Here is a 19797-nt window from a genome sequence, read left to right as displayed (position 1 = left end):
TCATGGGAGCTTTTAAAGTAAAAAATTTAAGACGTTTTTCAAATTTTATTAGAATTTTGGTTATTGTATTGTTTTTAAATTCTTTGTTGAGTTTATTCGTTTTTTTTGCTGGTTCTTACAATATTTTTGTTTACAATTTTCAGAAATTTTACCTTGATCTTACTATTATTTTAAGCTCTGTTTCTTTTGGGCTTGAATCTACTAGGTTGATATTTTTTTATTTATTGAGAAATAAAAAAATTAATTATTATTTAATTTTAATTTTTAGTTTTATGATTTTTTCTTGTGCTCTTGTTTTTAAAATTTTTCTTTCTGGTAACAAATAGATTAATAAAAAGATTGCAGTAATTGTTTTTTATTATTCTATTGACTAATGAATTTTATTTTTATAAACTAACTATTAGTTTCTTATTTGCCGACTTAGCTCAGCTGGCCAGAGCAGCGGTCTTGTAAACCGCAGGTCGTCGGTTCGACTCCGACAGTCGGCTTTTAGGGGCGGTACCGAAGTGGTTAACCGGGGCAGACTGTAAATCTGTTGGCTTTGCCTACGTGGGTTCGAATCCCACCCTCCCCAATTTAGTGGAATTATAAATGATTGCCTTTTTAAAATGTTTTGGTTATGATCTTTTAAATGCGTTATGTCGTTTAATTGCGGTTCTTATATTTTTGCTTATTTAGAAAAGTTCTTATTACTTATATTAGCAAATACTTTTGTTTAGCTAGGAGATTCTTGTGCTTATTAAAATTGGGAAAGTATTTATTCTTTTGTTCTTCTTGGGATCTGTTTTGTCAATTTTTATATATTTTTTAAATCTATCTTATTTATCAAATGGTTTAGTTTATGAATTTGATGTTGAAAAAGGTTGGGGAGTTAGAAAAATAGCTAAAGAATTGAAAAAGCAGAAATTAATTAAATCCGAATTACTTCTTGTTTTTATTTCTTATATTTTTGGTAGTGATAAACAATTTAAAGAGGGAAGATATTTAATCAATAGTGATCTTTCTACATTTGAGATATATAAAGAATTGTTAAGGGGATCTTCTAATATAAATATTGATGTTACAATACCCGAAGGGTATTCCAGCAGAAGAATTGCTTTTAAGCTTAAAGAATGTGCTTTAATTGATGATGTTAAAGATTTTATTTTTTTGATCAAAGAAAAATCGTTTATTTATGAGCTTGGATTTGATTATGACTCTCTTGAAGGATTTTTATTTCCAGATACTTATAAATTTTATAAGGGTATGGAAATAAAGAATATTGTTCGCATGTTTGTTGATAATTTTTTAAATAAGCTTAAATCTATAGGCATTGTTTTTAGTGATTATTCAAGTAAAGATTTTTACAATAGAGTAATTATAGCATCTATTGTTGAGCGTGAATATAGAGTTAAAAGTGAAGCTTCAATAATGTCTTCGGTTTTTTATAACAGAATAAAATCTGGTATGGCATTACAATCTTGTGCTACTATTGAATATGTTATTACAGAGGAGCTAGGACGAAGTCATCCTAAAAGAATTTATTTTTCAGATTTAGAAATAAATTCTCCTTATAATACATATATTAATAAAGGGTATCCTCCTACTCCAATTTCAAATGCTGGTATTATTTCGCTACAAGCAGCTTTTTTCCCGAAAAATACGCAGTATTTATTTTTTGTAGTTAAAGACTCTAAGTTAGGCACACATCAATTTTCATCAGATTATTCTTCACATCTTTTAGGAGCAAAAGATTATATTAAAAATTTTATTACTAAGGATTAGGAAGTATGGAATATTTGCAAACTGCAACTTCAATTAAAGCCAAATTTGACATTGTAGCTATTGTGGAGCAGTATATTAAGCTTATTAAATCGGGATCTACTTATAAAGGGCTTTGTCCTTTTCATGCTGAGAAAACCCCTTCTTTTTTTGTAAACCCTTTGCAGGGATATTTTTATTGTTTTGGATGTAAAAAGAGTGGAGATGTTATTGGATTTTTAATGGACATGGAAAAAATTAATTACAATGATGCTCTTAAGATTTTATGTGAAAAATCTGGTATTTATTATAATGATTTAAAAATAAATAGAGAAAGTGAAAAAAAAAATGAAAATAAAGACATAGTTTCAAAAATTTACTCTTTGAATTCTAGATTAATAAATACTATTAAATTTTTTTTAAATAAAAACAAAAAAGCTTTAGATTACGTTTTAAAGAATAGATCAATATCTAAAGAAGTTGTTGATTTATTTGAGCTTGGTTATTTACCATTTTATGTTAAAGATGGTTTAGATCTTTATGGTTTTTTAGTTTCAAAGGGGTACTCTTCTGAAATACTAAGAAAAAGTGGGTTATTCTCAAAAGCAAATCCTAAAGCTTCTATTTTATCTCAAAGATTAATTTTCCCAATTAAAGATTTTAAAGGAAATGTTGTTGGCTTTGGGGGTCGAGATTTAGATGAGAAAGGTCCTAAGTATATTAATTTAAGCGAAACTGAAGTTTTTAAAAAAAAGGAGCTTCTTTATGGATTTTACGAAGGGCTTGATGAGATTAAATCTACAAAGTCAGTTATCTTAGTAGAAGGATATATAGATGTTCTTGCTTTTTTTACATCTGGGGTTAAGAGAGCCGTATCTACTCTTGGCACTTCTTTCTCAAAAGAACACCTAGCTTTGATTCAAAGATATGCTAATGAGGTAATATTTTCTTTTGACGGTGATGATGCTGGACTTTCTGCGACTTTAAAGGCGTATCAAATTTGTTTGCCGTTTAATATCAATGTTAGTGTTGTTAAAATGGATTTTGGTCGTGATCCTGCAGATGCTCTTAAAGATGAAGGTGAAAGCTTTTTGCATAAAATTTTAAATAATAGATGTGATGCTTTTGATTATCTCTTAGATGTTTATTCTAATAAATATGATTTAAATAAGACTGTAGATTTAAATGCAATGATTAATTTATTTTTAAATTTGATAAATTTATCAAAAATAGATACTCAGAAAAAAATTTTTTTAGACAAGCTAAGCAATAAGCTTGGTATTGGTATGGCGACTTTATTAAAAGATTATTATAGGATAAAAGAAAGATTTGTAGTTGACAATAATAAAAGAAATTTGTATGCTCATAATGATGATTCTTATGAGAGGTATCTAATAGTAGCTTTGTTGAAAAATTTTAGTTATTTTGGTATAATAAGGCGCAACATTATTGATAGCGATTTAATTGATATCAATGTCAGAAAAATTTTTATGTGCTTTGAGTATTTATTTGAAAATAATAAAGATTTTTCATTAATGGATTTAAAAAGAACTTTAAAGGATAGCTACAAAGTTAGTGAATTTTTTTTTGAAGAAATTTTAAATTCTGAATTTGAAGTGGATAATGAGACACTTATTCATATTTTACTTGCAATCAAGAGAAGAAAATTAGAGTCCCGTGTTTTGCTTTGCAAAAAAAGATCTGATGGGGACTCTTTGATAGATGCTAAGATTCAAATAAATGAGTTAATGTTTTTAAATATGCAAAGAAAAAATTTAAAAATCTATACAGACGATGTTTCGGGGAGTTAAGTTTTGTCCGATTTGGAAAAGAAATATTCGAAGCTGATAGAGGGTATTATTATTCATTTGGGAGATAGAAAATCTCTTAGTTTTAGTGAATTATCAAATTTGCTTCCTGATGACATATTAGAGCCAGAGATACTTGATTGTATTTGTTCAATGCTTGAGGATAGAGGAATAAGGTTAGTTAATAAAATTTCAGAATTAGATCTGGTCAGCACCGAAGATGGAAATGAAGAAGAAGAGGAAGATATTGAATCTGATAGAAATTTTATGATTTTAGATGATGGTTTTCAAAGTGATGAGGAGGATATTGATATTGATGGAAAGCTGGATGATTGTGATGAAGAAAATATTTCTGTTAAGGATGATTTAGGTTCAGGTTATATTAAAAACAATGTCTTAAAAGATAGTCACTCAGAAGATCCAATAAAGCTTTATTTAAAGGAAATAGGAAAAGAGTTTCTATTAACAGGAAATCAAGAAGTTGAACTTGCAAAGCAAATGGATTCTGGAGAGAGTATAATTGAGAATATTCTCAAGAATGAAGGACTTGTTATAGAAAACTATTATAATCTTGTTAATACTATTTATTCAAGAATGGAAAGAGAAGAGTTTTTTAAAAGAGAAAAAGATAAGGATAAAGAGAGTAATCCCGATTATTATAATAAAAAAAAAAGAATTGCCTCTTTTTACAAAATTCCTTTAAAACCAATTCAAGATCGTTTAATAAGTTATGTAGATAATAAGCATAGGGTATACGAGCTTGGGGGGGATATTTTTGAAAAAAATTTAAAAATGGAAAGATTAGCCCTAAAAGAGCTTTTAAGAGACATTCCTTTGTATCAAGATGAATTAAGGATCTTTTCAGATGATTATATTGACTCTGCTAACAAAATAAAGGATTTACAAAGACAGCAAAGAATAATTCTAGGCAGGTTGAAAATTGAAAAAATAAGAGACTTAAGGGTGCTTGGAAGGGATTTGACTATTGCTGAAAAAAGAATAGAGATAGAAAAATCTCTTAAACTTAAAGAAGATGCTATTAAAGAGCAGATTACAGAGGCTCAGCTTGCTCAAAAAGAACTTGAGAGAATTGAAATGTATTATGAATATCCAATGGATAAAATAATAAGTATGTCAGAAGAGATTGCTAAAGGGAAACAAATGATGCAACATGCTAAAGATCAGTTGATTAAGGCCAATTTAAGGCTTGTTGTAAGTATTGCTAAAAAATATGCAAATAGGGGGCTTCATTTTTTTGACCTTGTTCAAGAAGGTAATATTGGATTAATTAAAGCTGTTGAAAAGTTTGAATATAAGAGAGGTTTTAAGTTTTCAACTTATGCTACTTGGTGGATTAGACAGGCTATAACAAGATCTATTTCTGATCAAGCTCGTACAATTAGAGTTCCTGTACATATGATTGAACAAATAAATAGACTTAATAGAGAAACTAGATATTTAATCCAAGTTTTAGGGAAAGATCCCACAGATGAAGAGCTCTCAGACAGACTTGGATGGGAACTTAAAAAGGTTAAAACTGTAAAAAGTGTTTCAAGAGAGCCAGTTTCTCTTGAAACACCAATTGGAGAAGAAGAGGATTCTGTTCTTAGTGATTTTATTGAGGATAAGGCAATAAAAAATCCTGCAAATCATACATCCTTTGTAGTTTTACAAGATCAAATAAGAGCAATTCTTGGAACTCTTCCCGAAAGAGAGCAAGAAGTTGTAAAAATGAGATTTGGCCTTGAAGATGGTTATTCTTTAACTCTTGAAGAGGTTGGACTTCATTTTAATGTTACAAGAGAAAGAATTAGGCAAATTGAATCTAAGGCATTAAGGCGTCTTAAAAATCCCAAAAAAACTCAAAAATTAAAAGATTATCTTGAAGATTTAAATTGAAAATGGAGGATTGATGGAGAATAATATTGATACATTAAAAAAACTTGAAGTTATATATAAGTCTAAGTTTGAGCTTGAGGAAAGGCGAAAAAGTATTCCCAAGTATTTGGAGATGAAAAAAAATCAGATTGAAGAATTATCTAAAGTTCTTATTGATTTGCAACAAAAGTTTAAAGAATATCAAAAAGAAGACTCTGCTTTAAAGTTAGATATTCAAGATATTAATTCAAGAAAGAGTAAGGCAGAAGAAAAAATCGATAGCATTAAAACGCAAAGAGAATATGAGGCTCTTGAAAAAGAACTTCAGGTTATTATTGATGATGAAGTTACAATTAGAAAAAAGATGACACATGTTAATGGGCTTAAAACTAAAATAGAAAAGGAAATATTAGATATCAACGAGAAGCATAGTAAAGAAGAAGAATGTTTTAGGTCTGAAAGCAATAGTTTAGAGTTGGAGCTTTTAGAAATTGAAAAGAAACTTTTAGAAATAGAGAGCGAAGAGTTAAATTGTACTTCTAAAATGAATGAGGATTTTTTATTTAAATTTCAAAGAATAATAAGAAATAAATCAAATGGCGTTGTGCCCTTGATTAACAATGTTTGCAAAGGCTGTAATATGATACTTCCTATTGAATTTGCAAATAAAGTAAGACGGGAGCCCAATGATATTAAATTTTGCCCTTATTGCAGTAGAATACTCTATTATCAGGATAAAATTCAAATAAGTGATGAAATAATTCCTGGCAGTTTAGCAGATCTTATTGAATAAAATTTATTAATTTGATACTTTTTATTTAAGCTGACAGTCAGCCATCGCTTAGTTTTATAATAATTAAAGCTTAAGAGGAAAGTCCGAGCTCCAATAAGAACATAATGCTAGGTAATGCCTAGGGGTTTTAAACCTAAGAAAGTGTCGCAGAAAATTACCGCCATAAAAGGCAAGGGTGAAAAGGTGAGGTAAGAGCTCACCGCTTATTTAGCAATAAATACAGGCAAGATAAACCTCATTAGGAGCAAGATCAAGTATGTAAGCTTCCTTTGTTCTTGAGGACATGTTTACGGGTAGATCGCATGATTTTTTTAGCGATAAAAAAACAAGAGAGATGATGGCATAGTACAGAACTCGGCTTATGGGTGTCAGCTTAATTTCATAAGCCCAAAAGAGAGTTTTAAATGAAAATAAGGTATTTAAGATACATTGTTTATTTATTTATGATTTTCATTTTTGTTTTTTTAATTTATTATATCTTGTCATATTTTAAATCTTTTTCTAATTCTTATTTAAAAGCAGGGCCAACAGAAGTTGATTTGCTTTTGCTGTGGGATAAAAAAGAATATAAAGAAATAATAGATTATGCTGAGAATGATATTAAAAATCATAGATTTGATTTTAATTTAAATTTGCTTTTGGGATTTTCATACTTTTATTATTCTTTGATAGTAAATGAAGGATATTTAAAAGGAGAATTTTTAGATAAATCCATAGAAAGATTAAGATTTTTAATTTCTATAAATAATGGAGTTTCTATAGGTCCTTTGTATTATATATTAGGAAAGGCATATTCTCATAAAGGAGAGTTTTATAGTGAACTTGCTGTAAAATTTTTGAAGAAGGCTTTAAGTGTTGATAATTTTGATTTCATGAATATTAAAGAAGATATTTTTGAATATTTGGGGTATTCGTATCAGCTTTTAAGAGATTACAGGTCCAGTTTAAAGTTTTTTGAAAAAGCTTATAATGAAAATAAATCTGATTTAGTGCTTTGGAGTTTAGCTTATGTTAATTATAAGTTGAATGATGTAAACAAAAGCATCGAGTATATAAAAAAAATAATAAAAGAAGAGCAGGAAAAATTGTCAAAGGGTGAGAAAACGGATGAAAATTTAATTCAAAAGGTATATTTGCTATATGGAGACATTCTATTAGATAAAGGTGACTATGACAATGCTTTTAATTACTATAATAAAGTTCTAGAAATTAATAGTTCAAATTCTAGCGTTTATGTTAAAATAGGAGATATATATAGGAAAAGAGATAAAGATTATCCTAAAGCTAGAAAATACTGGAGAGAAGCTCTCAATCTTAATCCTTATTTAGAATCAGCAAGAGAGAGGCTTGGAATTACTTTGGAAGACTTTTAGGGAGGTTGATTTGAATTTGTTTAAGTCTTTTTTGATAGATATTGGTATTGATCTTGGAACATGTAATACGTTAGTTTATATTAAAGATTATGGTGTGGTTATGAGTGAGCCTTCTGTTGTTGCAATAGATATTACTAAAGGCAATAAGGTCGTTGCAGTTGGCCGAAACGCTAAAAAAATGCTTTGGAAAACCCCAGAAAATATTAAAGCCGTTCGCCCACTTAGAGATGGAGTTATTGCTGATATTGAAAATACAGAGAAGATGATTAAATATTTTATTAATCAAATTTTTTCTCGTAAAAAATTGTTTTTTAAGCCAAGAATGGTAATAGGTGTTCCAACTTGTATTACAGAGGTTGAGCGAAGAGCTGTAAAAGAGAGTGCAATGAATGCAGGTGCAAGAGAAGTTAAGGTAATAGAAGAATCTCTTGCAGCTGCTATTGGATCTGATATTCCTATTTTTGAACCTACAGGCCACATGGTGTGTGACATTGGGGGTGGAACTACAGAAATATCGGTTATTTCTCTTGGTGGTATGGTTGTAAGTAGAGCAATTAGAACTGGTGGTGACGAATTTGATGAGAGTATAATAAAGTATATGAGAAATTCTCATAATATTATAATTGGTCAACAGACAGCAGAAAAATTAAAAATTAAGATAGGAAATGTATACCCTGATATTCAAAATTTAAGGGTAGAAAAAATAGATATTAAGGGCACAGATGCTGTAACAGGTCTTCCTAGAAAGCAGCTTGTTGATTCTATGGAGGTAAGAGAGTCTTTGCAAGAACCTATTAATGTTGTTGTAGATGAAGTTAAGCGTACTCTTGGTGCAACTCCGCCAGAGCTTGCTACAGACATTGTTGAGCGTGGTATCATTTTGACAGGAGGAGGTGCCCTTCTTAAGGGTTTAAATAGACTTCTTTCAAAAGAGACAGGAGTTCCTGTTTATGTTGCAGACAATCCGCTTCTCTCTGTGGCTGTTGGTGCTGGATTATTTTATGATTATGCTAACAGAATAGATATTAGTAAGAATATTTACAGTTTTATCAATGAATAAGTTATGAATTTTCTTGTTAAATTCAAAAATTTTATCAAAGTATTTTTAGTGTTGATAGTTTCTTTTGTTTTTATGATTTATGATTCAAGCAGTATTCAAAGGAGAAAGCCTGATAATTTTTTGTTTTTTACTCTTAATTCTTATATTCAAAGTAGAATGCATGGAATTTTTAGTTTTATTTCCAATGTTTTTAAAACTGTAAGTGAATACAAGAATTATAAAGACAAAATAGAATTTTATAAAAAAAGGATACAACAGCTTGAAATAGTAACTAAGAATATACAATCATTAAGGCAAGAGAATGTTCGGCTTAAAGAGCAATTAAATTTTTATTCCTCAAGTCCTAATGATTTTATTTCAGCAGAGATTATATATCTAAATTATTCAAATATATCGACTTTAATGGCTATTAATAAAGGATTCAATGATGGGATAGAAAAGGATATGATAGCAGTTGCATATCAAGATGGGTTTAGTGGTCTTGTAGGCAAAGTTGTAAAGGTTTATTCTAATACTGCTAAAATCTTGCCTTTAACTAATTATGAAAATTTTGTATCGGCAAGGATTCAAAGTAGCCGGTTTATAGGCCTTGTAGAAGGCAATGGTTATGGCAAAAAACTTGAAATGAATTATGTTAATAGACTTGCTGAAAAAGATTTAAAGATAGGTGATTCTATTGTTACTGCTGGTTTTAGTGAATATCCAGTTGGCATTTATATTGGAAAGATTACAAATTTTCATATTCTTGATTACAATTCTCTTTTAAAAATAGAAGTAGAGCCAGCTATAGTTTTAGATAAGCTTGAGTATGTTTTTCTTATTAAAAACAACAAAGAGATTGGTGAATAATGGTAGCATTTTTAACATATTTCATTTCTAGTGCATTTTTAGGTAAAATTTTTCAACACTATTTTGCAACTTATTTTTATTTTTCAATAGATATTTTTTTAATTTTTCTAGTTTTTAATTCTTTAAATTTTATTTTTAATGTGGGGTTATTATCCGGCATTTTATATGGTCTTCTTATGGATTATTTTACAGGATTGTCACTTGGATTTTTTGTTTTTGGGTATACAATAATATTTTATTTTAACAATAAAATAAAGTTATTAATGCCTAAAAATATGCTTAGCATGACAATATTTTTTATTCTTTCAAAAGTTATATTATGGTTTTTAGCTATTTTATTTTATGATTTAATAGATTTAAAATCTTTTAATTATTCAATTTTTAACCTTGATCTTGTTGTAAATATAATGTTTATTAACTTTTTATATCCAATTCAAAATTATTTTACTAGAAATTTTTATACCTTTAAAGAGGATTATTAGTGGGTGTTATAACAAATTTTAGATACAAGTTTGGCATATTCTTTTTAATAGCAATTATGGTGCTTTATCTAGCGATTTTATTTCAAATGCAAATTGGTAAGCATTTATTTTATGATAGAGAAGCTAATGTTTTTTTAACAAGATTAGAAAAAATCAATGCCTCAAGGGGTGAAATCTTAGACTCTAATTCTAATATTTTGGCAAATAATTTAACTATGTTTGTTTTAAAGATAAGTTTGCAACAGTATTATAATATGCCTGTTGCTACTAGAATTGAGATGATAGACTTTTTATCAAGTACTTTGGATATTGATAAATCAATTATTTTATCTAAGCTTCAAGAGCCTGGTGGATATCTCAAAGATGTTGAGATAGTCGAACTTACTCCTAAGATGTTGTTTAAAATTTCTGAAAAAAAGTTTTATTATCCTGCTCTTTTGTGGGCCTATTCTTTTAAGCGTAACTATTTAGTTGACGATTCATATTCGCATTCAATAGGCTATGTTGGGCAAATAAATCAAAGAGAACTGAGAACGTTTTATAATGTTAGTGGGTATGATAATACTTCTACGATTGGAAAGTTAGGTATTGAACAAGTTTATGATAATTATATTAGAGGTCAAGAGGGGCTAATTAAATACAAAGTGGATTCTAAGGAGAGAAGAATAGACGACGGTTCTATTATAAGGAATATGGTACCAGGTAATGATGTTGTACTTAATATTAATAAAGATATTCAAGATCTTGTTAAGAATGCTTTAGGTAAAAGGTATGGTTCTGTTGTGGTATTAAAACCATCAACAGGCGCTGTACTTGCTCTTCACAATTATCCTTATTATTCTATGAAAGATGTTTACAATAAATATAATAAGGAAGATTACTCTTTTTTAAATAAAGCTATTCAATCTGTTTATCCACCAGCATCTATCTTTAAATTGGTTGTTGCTGCTGCTATTCTTGAGGAGAGAGTTATAGATAAAGATCGTAAAATTTATTGTCCTGGATATTTTAAAGTTGGAAACAGAATTTTTCATTGTTGGAAGCCCGGTGGTCATGGTTATGTTAATTTAGAAGAGGCAATTGCACATTCTTCTAATGTTTATTTTTATACACTTGGACTTAAGTATCTTGGGGTTGATAAAATTAGAAAATATGCAAAGGAATTTGGGTTTGGAGAAAAAACAGAAATTGATTTGCCAAATGAAGTATCTGGGCTTCTTCCTAGCCCTGAGTGGAAAGAAAAAACTTTTAATCAGCCTTGGGTAGGAGGAGATACTGTAAATTTTTCAATAGGTCAAGGTTTTTTAAATGCTACTCCTATTCAGATTGTTAATATGGTTGCTATGATTGCAAATGAAGGTGTTATATATAAGCCTAGAATTGTGAATAAAATTTTAAAGGGTGGTACAAGTGAGGTTATTCTTGAGAATAAGCCAGAAATACTAAGAAAGACAAATCTTATTAGTAAGAACACATTTAAGCTTTTAAAAAAATATATGAGAAGTGTTGTAACTTATGGTACAGCAAGATATGCAGTTCTTACTAAAGCTGTTAAAGTGGGAGGCAAAACAGGTACTGGTCAAACCGGTATAGATGGTTTTGAAAATAGCTCTTTTATTGGACTTGCTCCTTATAATGGTTCAGTTGAGAATCAAATTATTGTTTTTAGTTTAGTTGAGGCAAAAAGCAATGTAGATTGGTGGCCTGCAAAATCTACAGATTTAATAATGCAGGGTATTTTCGCAAATCAAAGTTATGAAGATATTCTTAAAGGTTATAGGCCATGGTATATCAGGTAGATTAATGGTTTTTAGAAAAAATTATGATTATTTAGCTTTAATAAGTTTGCTTATAGTTTCTTTTGTTGGTATATTGCTGATTTATTCTAGCGATTATAATATTAGTGGATTGTTAACTAAGAATGAATATATAAAACAAACTTTTTGGGTAATTATTGGATTTTTTATAATTTTTATAGTAGGTAAATATGATTTAAAATTTGTTTATAGCATGGTATATCCTTTATATTTTTTATTAATATTGGCTTTAATTTTTACTGCATTTTTTGGAATGACTATAAACGGAGCAAGGTCTTGGATTGGTATATGGAAGCTTGGAGGACAGCCTTCTGAATTTGGTAAAGTTATTATTATTTTAACCCTTTCAAAATTTTATACTGAAAAAAAAGGTTATAATGAATTTTTTATCTTTACTACTGCATTTTTGTTAATTTTTCCATCGGTAATTCTTATATTATTGCAACCTGATTTTGGTACAGCAATAGTATATTTAACTATTTTTATATTTATTTCTTTTTTTGCAGGGATAGATTTACATTACGTTTTAGCATTTGCATTGATAGGGTTTTTTTCTTTTGTTTTTGCAATTTTGCCAGTTTGGTATGAATATAAGGTGAATATGGGTAATGTATTTTATCTTATTTTTTCAAATCCTTTTTATTTTAGAGTAATAATAGGAGTGTTGCTATTAATACTTTTGATTTCTGTTTTAGGATTTTTTATTGCTAAATATGGCTTGAGTATTAAAATAATTTATTTTTATGTATTTTTTGCAAGTTCTATTTTATTGGTTTCAATAGTGTTTTCAAAAATCCTTTCAAAGTTAATGAAGACTTATCAGATTAAACGTTTTTTAGTTTTCTTAGATCCGGCTATTGATGCTAAGGGTGCTGGTTGGAATTTAAATCAGGTTAAAATAGCAATTGGTTCTGGGGGTCTTTTGGGCAAAGGATTTTTAAAGGGACCTTATACTCATGCTAATTATGTGCCGTCTCAAAGCACAGATTTTATTTTCTCTATTCTTGCTGAAGAGTTTGGGTTTTTAGGTGTTAGCACTATTTTAATATTATTTTTTTTTCTTTTTTTAAAATTTTTGATAATAATGAATAAATGTCAAGATAGGTATATGGCTTTGGTAATATCTGGAATTTTGGGGCTTTTATTTTTTCATACTTCTTTTAATGTTGGAATGTCTTTAGGAGTTCTTCCTATTACTGGGATTCCTTTTCCTTTCCTATCTTATGGGGGTTCTTCTACTATTACATTTTTTTTAGCAATGTCTTTTTATTTTAATATTGAATCAATAGTTGCTATGGATTGAGAATTTATTTTTAATTTTTTTGTTTTCTTATCTCTATTTTTTTAGAAAATTTTTTTGTATATTTAAATTTAGTAATTATAAATATTCGAGGTGCGTATTTTTACTTAAAAGTGATAAATGTAAATTTTAATTTTTTAATAAAAATCGAAAGATTAAAGGTATTATTGTGAGCAAAGATTTAGATAAAGCAGATATTCTTTACAAAAAAAGACATTCAATAGCCCATGTTATGGCAGAAGCTGTGCGTGATTTATTTCCAAATACCAAAATTGCAATAGGGCCCCCTATTAAAGATGGGTTTTATTATGATTTTGAATTTAAAAAGCAAATTACAGAAGACTCTCTTTTGGATATAGAAAATAGAATGAGAGAAATTTTAAAGACCGGTAGTTCTTTTGAAAAAAAGATAATAAGCGTAGAGCAGGCTCTTGAAATTTTTAAAGATGAGCCTTATAAGATTGATTTGATTAAAAATTTTGATTTACAAAATGAAATTTCTATTTACAAGAGTCACAATTTTATTGACCTTTGTAGGGGTCCTCATGTTGAGAATATGAATAAAATTGATCCAAAGGCATTTAAGCTTACTGGTATTGCTGGAGCTTATTGGCGAGGCAATGAAAAAAATACAATGCTCACTAGAATTTATGGGACTTTATGGAATAATGAAAAAGATCTAAAATCTTATCTTAATTTGAGAGAGGAAATAAAAAGAAGAGACCATAGAAAGCTTGGAAAAGAGCTTGATTTATTTTCTATTCATGAAGAGATTGGGCCAGGGCTTGTTTTTTTTCATCCCAATGGGGCCAAAATAAGAGCTTTAATAGAAGATTTTTGGAGAGAAGAGCATTATAAAAATGGGTATGATATTCTTTATACTCCTCATGTTGGTAAATCTTGGCTTTGGCAAATTTCTGGTCATTTAGACTTTTATAAGGATAGCATGTTTGAAAAAATAGAAATGGATAAAAGCGATTATTATCTTAAACCCATGAATTGTCCTTTTCATATTGCAATTTACAATACAGGCAAGCATTCTTACAGAGATTTGCCATTTAGATGGGCTGAACTTGGTACTGTATATCGTTATGAAAAGATAGGCGCTTTGCATGGCATGATGAGAGCAAGAGGTTTTACTCAAGATGATGCTCATATTATATGTACTCATTCTCAAGTTCTAGATGAGATTAAAGAAGTTATTAGGTTTGCTATTTATATGTGGAGTAAATTCGGCTTTAATAACTTAAAGGCGTATCTTTCTACAAAGCCTGACAAGTCTGTTGGAAATGATACTGATTGGGAAATGTCTTTAAAAGTTCTTGAAGAGGCGTTAATTGATTTTGAAGTTCCTTATGAAATTGATGAAGGAGGAGGTGCTTTTTATGGACCTAAAATTGATCTTAAGATAGTCGATTCGCTTGAGAGAGAGTGGCAGATGAGTACAGTTCAATTTGATTTTAATCTCCCTGAGAGATTTAATATGACTTATACTGCTGAGGATGGTAAAGAAAAAAGACCATTTATGATTCATAGAGCTTTGTTGGGTTCTATTGAAAGATTTTTTGGAATTCTTGTAGAGCACTATGGTGGAGTGTTTCCTTTATGGTTGTCTCCTGTTCAAGTAGTAATCATTCCTGTTAACAATGTTGTAGAAGATTATGCTATTAAGGTTTTTAATAAATTTAAAAATGAAAGGATTAGAATAAAACTTGATAATAGCTCCTCAAGAATGAATGCTAAAATTAGAGAATATCAGACTAAAAAAATACCTTATATGTTTATAATTGGAGAAAGAGAAGCAATAGAAGAGAAAATATCTATTAGAACAAGAACAAATAAGCAAATAAATGGAATTGAACTTGACGAAGCTCTCAAACTTATTTTATTAAAAATAAGAGATAAGGAGATTTGATAAATTGAATAATTTAATCAAGGTTATTACTCCTAATAAGATAACATTAGCCAGGATTATACTTTCTTTTATTATATTAATTTTATTTTTTTTGGAAAATATTTTTTCTCCATATTTGTTTTTTGGAATTATTTGGTTTTTAATCATTTTTAATGAATTTACTGACTTTATTGATGGGTACCTTGCAAGAAAATTTGATCTTGTTAGTAATGTGGGTAAAATTTTAGATCCTTATGCGGATGTTTTACAGCATTTAACATATTTTGTTTTTTTCTTTTACAAAGGCATAACCCCTTATTATTTTTTTGTAATATTTATTTATCGTGAAATTTCTATTGGTTTTGTTAGAAATTTAATCATTCAGTTTAATATAGTTCAACAAGCCAATTTTTTGGGAAAATTAAAGTCAATTCTTTATGCTGTTTCTACTTTTGCAAGTCTTTTGTTTTATACTTTAAATCAACTGAGTTTTACAGAGCCGACTCAAAATTTTATTAGCTACATTTTAAATTTTGAATTCAAATTTTTATTTATTGTTCAAACAACGTATGTTTGTGCTGCTTTTTTTGCAATTTTATCATTTTTAGATTATGTATTAATATTCTTGAATGTAAAAAAATATGAAGACAAATAAGACATTAATTTTGCTATTTTTATTTATAAATCTTTCTTTTATTCAAGCTCAAGTAAATCAAATATTAACAGAAATTAGTCCATTAAGCATTTTAAGCAGAAATGGGAAAGGAAGCGTTTATTTAAAAGTTAGCAAATCTTCTGATTATGTTTTGACTTTAGATAAGAGTTCAAATTCTGATTTTGTTTTTAAAATTTATGATATTTCTAATAAAAAGTACATAACTGATAAAATAAAAAGAAGAGATTTTAAAATAAGATTAGATAAAAATTCTCTTTATGCAATAATATACGTTGGCACTAAAAATGAAAACATAAAGTTTTCGCTTACAGATTTAGATTTTTCAATTTTAAATAGCAATTCCTTGAAAGCTAAAACACCTAAGATTGAAAAAGAAGATTTATTTTTTACTTTAAAAGATTTGCCTGTTTTAAATTTAACTAACAAGCTTAAAAAGCATGTATTAAGGATCTATAAAAGCAATATTTATATTGCTTATCAGCTAGAAAATAGCGATGATATTAAAGTTGCTGAGTTTATTGAGGATGTTGGTTGGTTTAATCTTGATTCATCTGTTAATGGAAATATTACTAATATAGTTAATTTTGATTTTTCAATTAATTCAAAAGGAAATTTATATATTGCTTTTGTTACGAAATCAGGTTCCGATTTCGCTAGTGAACTTGTAGTTAAAAAGTTTAATAGTAGAAAATGGATTGATATTAGTCCTGGGTACATAGAAAATTTTGGATCTTTATTAAATATTAGTATTGATTTAAAAGATAGATTATATTTGACATATTTAAGGGAAATTGAAGGTGAATATAAAATAAATTTAATATCAAATATGGGCTATGGAAGTGTTTGGACTGATGTAATACATTCTTATTTAAGCAAAGGTGATGCTAATGTTAATTCATCAAACATTGGGCTAATATCCGAACCTTTTTTGGGTATTTTTTATAATTATAAGTCAAATAATGAAATTAAATCTGAATTTATTGTAAACAATGAGAATGCTTGGGTAAATGCAAATATTTCTTCTGTTTATATGGCTAATTTTATTAAAGGTTTTTTTGATTCTAATTTTAATCAAATAATTATGAGTTTTCTTTCTGAGAATAGGCCCATTGTAAGCATTTGTCCTTTAAAAAGCAATAGATGGATTAATATAAGCCCTAATATTGAAGTGGAAGGGTTAAGTATTGATATTGGGCTTTATAAAAATAATTTGTTTTTAGCTTTTGAAGACAGTAACAATGTGAGATTAATTTATTTTAAAAATAAGAATTGGTATTTTTTAAATAAATTAGAGTATTTTAAGAGTAATGTTACTAGTCCCCAGATTGGAATTTATGGCAATCAAGGGCTTTTAGTCTCTACGTTAAGTACTAATTCCAATGAATTATTTTTTACTTTAGTTTTGCCAATTTAAGTAATTCAAAGTAAGTTCTAGTTTCAAGGTTTTCTTTTAAGCCAAATTGATTAATTATATTGATAATTTCTTTTTTTGCTAAATCTATATCATTTTGATTGTTAATTATTTTTTCTATTTCTAAAAAAAATCCAAGATTTTTTATTTCATTTATTTCTATATTTAAATTATTAGTTTGATAAACTAAACTTTTTTTTATCTTTTTGTATAGTTTTTTAAATTTAAGTTCTTTTATAAGGATTAAAAAATTGTTAACATTATCTATTTTAAATTCTACCTCTTTATTAATTTCTATAGCATTGTTATTGTCTAATATTTTCTTTTTAAATGTAACAATTTTTTCTAGAGTATTTAATTTTCTTATTCTTATAATTTTTTTTAGGTTTGAGTAATAGATGTCAGTTTTTATTTCTTCTTTAATAAACTTGAATTTTTTATTTGCTAACTTGATAATTCTTTTTAACTCTTTTGGGGGAATAAATGCTTTTAATTCTATTTCTAACATATATTAAAAATAATGTAATTATGATAATATTTCAATGTTAAAATATTATGCTATATAAGATAGATTTTTAATAATTTAAACAGCTTTTTGTATGATATGTTGAAATTTGAATTTAGCGATAAGTTTTTACTTTTTAGTTATTTTGTTTTAATTATGCTTATAGGCTCTCTTTTATTAATGCTGCCTATTTCTTGGGGAGGTGATGGCAAATTAGCATACATTGATGCTCTTTTTACTGCTGTTTCTGCTGTAAGTATTACAGGGCTTATAACGGTTAAAATAGAAAGTTTTTCTACTTTTGGATTTATTTTGATAATGTTATTAATTCAGCTTGGGGGGCTTGGATTTATAAGTATTACTACTTTTTATTTGCTTATACCTAAAAAGAAAATGAATTTAACAGATGCAAGAATAATAAAGCAGTATTCCCTTTCAAATATAGAATATAATCCTATTAGAATTTTAAAAAGTATATTGTTTATAACTTTTTCAATTGAAATGATAGGTTTAATATTGATACTTATTTGTTTTAAACTTAGGGGGGTTGATATTTCATTTTTAGAGGCTTTATTTACAACAATTTCTGCTTTTTGCAATGCAGGTTTTTCTATGCATTCTGAGAGTATTTACGCATGGAAAGATGTTCCTGAGGCCATAGTTGTGGTTTCTATTTTAATAATTTGTGGTGGGCTTGGGTTTATGGTCTATAGAGATGTAAGGAATACTATTAAGAACAAAAAAAAACTATCACTTCATGCTAAAATAGTTTTTTCTTTAAGTTTTGTTTTAATTATATTTGGTGCAATTTTATTTTTTTTTACAGAGATGCACAAATTAAAAGATGGCTATTCAGTGATTACTTTAATATTTAATTCAATTTTTTATTCGATTAGTACCAGGACAGCAGGCTTTAATTATCTTGATAATTCTTTGATAAGTGGAAGAACTCAAATAGTTTCTTTGCCATTTATGTTTATTGGTGGGGCACCCGGTTCAACTGCAGGAGGAATTAAGATTACGACATTTTTTTTAATTATATTAGCTGTTGTTAAAAATCAAAACGGCAATGGATATATTATTGGGTCTTACAAGGTCTCAATAGACAGTATAAGATTTGCACTTTTATTTTTTGCAAGAGCTATTTTTATTGTAAGTTTTTCTTTTTTTATGCTTCTTTTTTTTGAGGGAGGATCTGGTAATTGGAAAGTTATTGATTTGGGCTATGAAGTATTTTCTGCTTTTGGAACAGTTGGTCTTTCAGTTGGAGTAACTAGGGATTTGTCATTTTGGGGTAAAGTTATTATAATTTTTACTATGTTTGCAGGACGAATAGGGCTTTTTTCAATGGCTGTTTTTGTTTCAAGAAAGTCGCGTTTTGAAGAATTTACAAGGCCAAGGCAAGATATTTTGGTTGGTTGAAGCATATGAAGACATTTGTTATTATTGGGCTTAGTAATTTAGGAATTCACCTACTTGAAGATTTAAGCAGACTTGATTGTCAAATTATTATTATAGATACATCTAAAGAGCTTGTTGAAGAATATGATGTGATATCTACAGAAAGCTTTGTTATTGAGCAATTTACTAAAAATGCTTTGAAAAAAATAATTCCTGTAGATACAGATGCTGTTGTGATTGACTTTGATGATGATCTTGGCAAAAGTGCTCTTGTAACTCATTATTGCAATCTTTTAGGTTTAAGGGAAATATGCGTTAAGACAGAAAATAGAGATGATGCTGAAATATTAAAAACTCTTGGTGCAACAAAAATTATATTTCCAAGTAAAGATGCTGCAAGAAGATTAACCCCATTATTAGTATCTCCTAATCTTTCAACTTATAATATTATTGGGTATGATATTATTGTTGCTGAAACTGTTATTCCTAAAGAATATGTTGGTAAAACTCTTTTTGAGGCTGATCTTAGAAGAGAATGTGGGATTACAGTTATTGCTGTTAGGAATTTAAGTAATTCTAGATATGAATTTGTTGATGGCGATTATTTTTTTTTAAAAGATGATAAAATTGTAATTTGTGGGAAACCAGATAGTATTGAAAATTTTACAAACAATAAAGATTTAATTAAAGATTTAATTTCGGTTTCTAAGGAGGATGAAAATTTAAATAAAGATACTGAGAAAAAATCAAGATTTGTAGGGATTTTTAATTTTATGAAAATTTTTCAAAAAGATCGTAAGGATAATTAGG

The 19797-nt window shown here is 28.0% G+C and carries 17 protein-coding genes, 2 tRNA genes and 1 other RNA gene; 19 read left to right on the top strand and 1 reads right to left on the bottom strand.

Going from position 1 to position 19797, the window contains the following annotated elements; genetic code table 11:
• The first annotated feature begins 2 nt into the window (after positions 1 to 2).
• The 17 genes from DB318_RS00860 (at position 3) to DB318_RS00780 (ending at position 17084) form a co-directional block, all read left to right on the top strand.
• On the top strand, positions 3 to 326 hold the full coding sequence (locus DB318_RS00860) for a hypothetical protein (protein ID WP_151060357.1): 324 nt from the start codon (positions 3 to 5) through the stop codon (positions 324 to 326).
• 88 nt (positions 327 to 414) lie between these two features.
• Positions 415 to 488: transfer RNA gene (locus tag DB318_RS00855), tRNA-Thr, on the top strand.
• A 4-nt stretch (positions 489 to 492) separates the two neighbouring features.
• A tRNA-Tyr gene (locus DB318_RS00850) sits at positions 493 to 574 on the top strand.
• Between the two features lie 158 nt (positions 575 to 732).
• The gene (gene mltG / locus DB318_RS00845) at positions 733 to 1764 is read left to right on the top strand and encodes an endolytic transglycosylase MltG (RefSeq protein ID WP_151060358.1); all 1032 of its coding nucleotides are present in this window, start codon (positions 733 to 735) and stop codon (positions 1762 to 1764) included.
• A 5-nt stretch (positions 1765 to 1769) separates the two neighbouring features.
• On the top strand, positions 1770 to 3551 hold the full coding sequence (gene dnaG / locus DB318_RS00840) for a DNA primase (protein WP_151060359.1): 1782 nt from the start codon (positions 1770 to 1772) through the stop codon (positions 3549 to 3551).
• Positions 3552 to 3554: 3 nt separating this feature from the next.
• Positions 3555 to 5447, top strand: coding sequence for an RNA polymerase sigma factor RpoD (gene rpoD, locus DB318_RS00835; RefSeq protein ID WP_151073652.1), 1893 nt, complete (start codon positions 3555 to 3557; stop codon positions 5445 to 5447).
• 13 nt (positions 5448 to 5460) lie between these two features.
• Positions 5461 to 6219 (top strand): zinc ribbon domain-containing protein, encoded by a 759-nt coding sequence (locus tag DB318_RS00830; RefSeq protein ID WP_151073653.1) that lies wholly within the window; start codon positions 5461 to 5463, stop codon positions 6217 to 6219.
• 26 nt (positions 6220 to 6245) lie between these two features.
• Positions 6246 to 6599, top strand: an RNA gene (gene rnpB / locus DB318_RS00825) — RNase P RNA component class A.
• A gap of 24 nt (positions 6600 to 6623) precedes the next feature.
• Positions 6624 to 7592 carry a tetratricopeptide repeat protein gene (locus DB318_RS00820; protein ID WP_151060362.1) on the top strand — a complete coding sequence of 323 codons (969 nt, stop codon included), beginning with the start codon at positions 6624 to 6626 and terminating at the stop codon, positions 7590 to 7592.
• A 10-nt stretch (positions 7593 to 7602) separates the two neighbouring features.
• Positions 7603 to 8652: a rod shape-determining protein gene (locus DB318_RS00815; protein WP_002557301.1), complete on the top strand. Its 1050-nt coding sequence runs from the start codon at positions 7603 to 7605 to the stop codon at positions 8650 to 8652.
• A gap of 3 nt (positions 8653 to 8655) precedes the next feature.
• Positions 8656 to 9501, top strand: a complete 846-nt coding sequence (gene mreC / locus DB318_RS00810) for a rod shape-determining protein MreC (RefSeq protein WP_151060363.1) — start codon at positions 8656 to 8658, stop codon at positions 9499 to 9501.
• Complete coding sequence (gene mreD, locus DB318_RS00805) at positions 9501 to 9983, top strand: rod shape-determining protein MreD (protein ID WP_151060364.1); 483 nt, start codon at positions 9501 to 9503, stop codon at positions 9981 to 9983. The genes mreC and mreD overlap by 1 nt, the downstream gene beginning before the upstream one ends.
• Positions 9983 to 11782 (top strand): penicillin-binding protein 2, encoded by a 1800-nt coding sequence (mrdA, locus tag DB318_RS00800; protein WP_151060365.1) that lies wholly within the window; start codon positions 9983 to 9985, stop codon positions 11780 to 11782. Before mreD ends, mrdA begins: the two co-directional genes overlap by 1 nt.
• A 4-nt stretch (positions 11783 to 11786) precedes the next feature.
• Positions 11787 to 13103 (top strand): rod shape-determining protein RodA, encoded by a 1317-nt coding sequence (gene rodA, locus DB318_RS00795; protein ID WP_151073655.1) that lies wholly within the window; start codon positions 11787 to 11789, stop codon positions 13101 to 13103.
• A 166-nt stretch (positions 13104 to 13269) separates the two neighbouring features.
• On the top strand, positions 13270 to 15015 hold the full coding sequence (thrS, locus tag DB318_RS00790) for a threonine--tRNA ligase (RefSeq protein WP_151074123.1): 1746 nt from the start codon (positions 13270 to 13272) through the stop codon (positions 15013 to 15015).
• 4 nt (positions 15016 to 15019) lie between these two features.
• A complete protein-coding gene (pgsA, locus tag DB318_RS00785; RefSeq protein WP_151060367.1) occupies positions 15020 to 15649 on the top strand; it encodes a CDP-diacylglycerol--glycerol-3-phosphate 3-phosphatidyltransferase in 630 nt (209 codons plus the stop codon).
• Positions 15636 to 17084 carry a hypothetical protein gene (locus tag DB318_RS00780; RefSeq protein WP_172964704.1) on the top strand — a complete coding sequence of 483 codons (1449 nt, stop codon included), beginning with the start codon at positions 15636 to 15638 and terminating at the stop codon, positions 17082 to 17084. The genes pgsA and DB318_RS00780 overlap by 14 nt, the downstream gene beginning before the upstream one ends.
• Here the strand turns inward: DB318_RS00780 and cyaB are convergent.
• Positions 17062 to 17589: a class IV adenylate cyclase gene (cyaB, locus tag DB318_RS00775; RefSeq protein WP_151060368.1), complete on the bottom strand. Its 528-nt coding sequence runs from the start codon at positions 17587 to 17589 to the stop codon at positions 17062 to 17064. The two genes, DB318_RS00780 and cyaB, sit on opposite strands and share 23 nt — an antisense overlap.
• Before the next feature lie 96 nt (positions 17590 to 17685).
• Between cyaB and DB318_RS00770 the strand changes: the two genes are divergently transcribed.
• Positions 17686 to 19008 carry a TrkH family potassium uptake protein gene (locus tag DB318_RS00770; protein WP_151060369.1) on the top strand — a complete coding sequence of 441 codons (1323 nt, stop codon included), beginning with the start codon at positions 17686 to 17688 and terminating at the stop codon, positions 19006 to 19008.
• A gap of 5 nt (positions 19009 to 19013) precedes the next feature.
• A complete protein-coding gene (locus DB318_RS00765; RefSeq protein ID WP_151060370.1) occupies positions 19014 to 19796 on the top strand; it encodes a potassium channel family protein in 783 nt (260 codons plus the stop codon).
• Position 19797 lies beyond the last annotated feature (1 nt).

This window comes from [Borrelia] turdi, assembly GCF_008828755.2.
Classification (GTDB): domain Bacteria; phylum Spirochaetota; class Spirochaetia; order Borreliales; family Borreliaceae; genus Borreliella; species Borreliella turdi.
This window is presented reverse-complemented; position numbering and strand designations above follow the sequence as displayed.

What these genes read in the sequence shown, in the direction of transcription:
- DB318_RS00765 (WP_151060370.1), top strand. Translation starts at nt 19,014, where the DNA reads ATGAAGACATTTGTTATTATTGGGCTTAGTAATTTAGGAATTCACCTA.
- cyaB (WP_151060368.1), bottom strand. Translation starts at nt 17,589, where the DNA reads ATGTTAGAAATAGAATTAAAAGCATTTATTCCCCCAAAAGAGTTAAAA.
- DB318_RS00820 (WP_151060362.1), top strand. Translation starts at nt 6,624, where the DNA reads ATGAAAATAAGGTATTTAAGATACATTGTTTATTTATTTATGATTTTC.
- DB318_RS00830 (WP_151073653.1), top strand. Translation starts at nt 5,461, where the DNA reads ATGGAGAATAATATTGATACATTAAAAAAACTTGAAGTTATATATAAG.
- mreC (WP_151060363.1), top strand. Translation starts at nt 8,656, where the DNA reads ATGAATTTTCTTGTTAAATTCAAAAATTTTATCAAAGTATTTTTAGTG.
- DB318_RS00780 (WP_172964704.1), top strand. Translation starts at nt 15,636, where the DNA reads ATGAAGACAAATAAGACATTAATTTTGCTATTTTTATTTATAAATCTT.
- mreD (WP_151060364.1), top strand. Translation starts at nt 9,501, where the DNA reads ATGGTAGCATTTTTAACATATTTCATTTCTAGTGCATTTTTAGGTAAA.
- DB318_RS00860 (WP_151060357.1), top strand. Translation starts at nt 3, where the DNA reads ATGGGAGCTTTTAAAGTAAAAAATTTAAGACGTTTTTCAAATTTTATT.
- DB318_RS00770 (WP_151060369.1), top strand. Translation starts at nt 17,686, where the DNA reads ATGTTGAAATTTGAATTTAGCGATAAGTTTTTACTTTTTAGTTATTTT.
- rodA (WP_151073655.1), top strand. Translation starts at nt 11,787, where the DNA reads ATGGTTTTTAGAAAAAATTATGATTATTTAGCTTTAATAAGTTTGCTT.
- dnaG (WP_151060359.1), top strand. Translation starts at nt 1,770, where the DNA reads ATGGAATATTTGCAAACTGCAACTTCAATTAAAGCCAAATTTGACATT.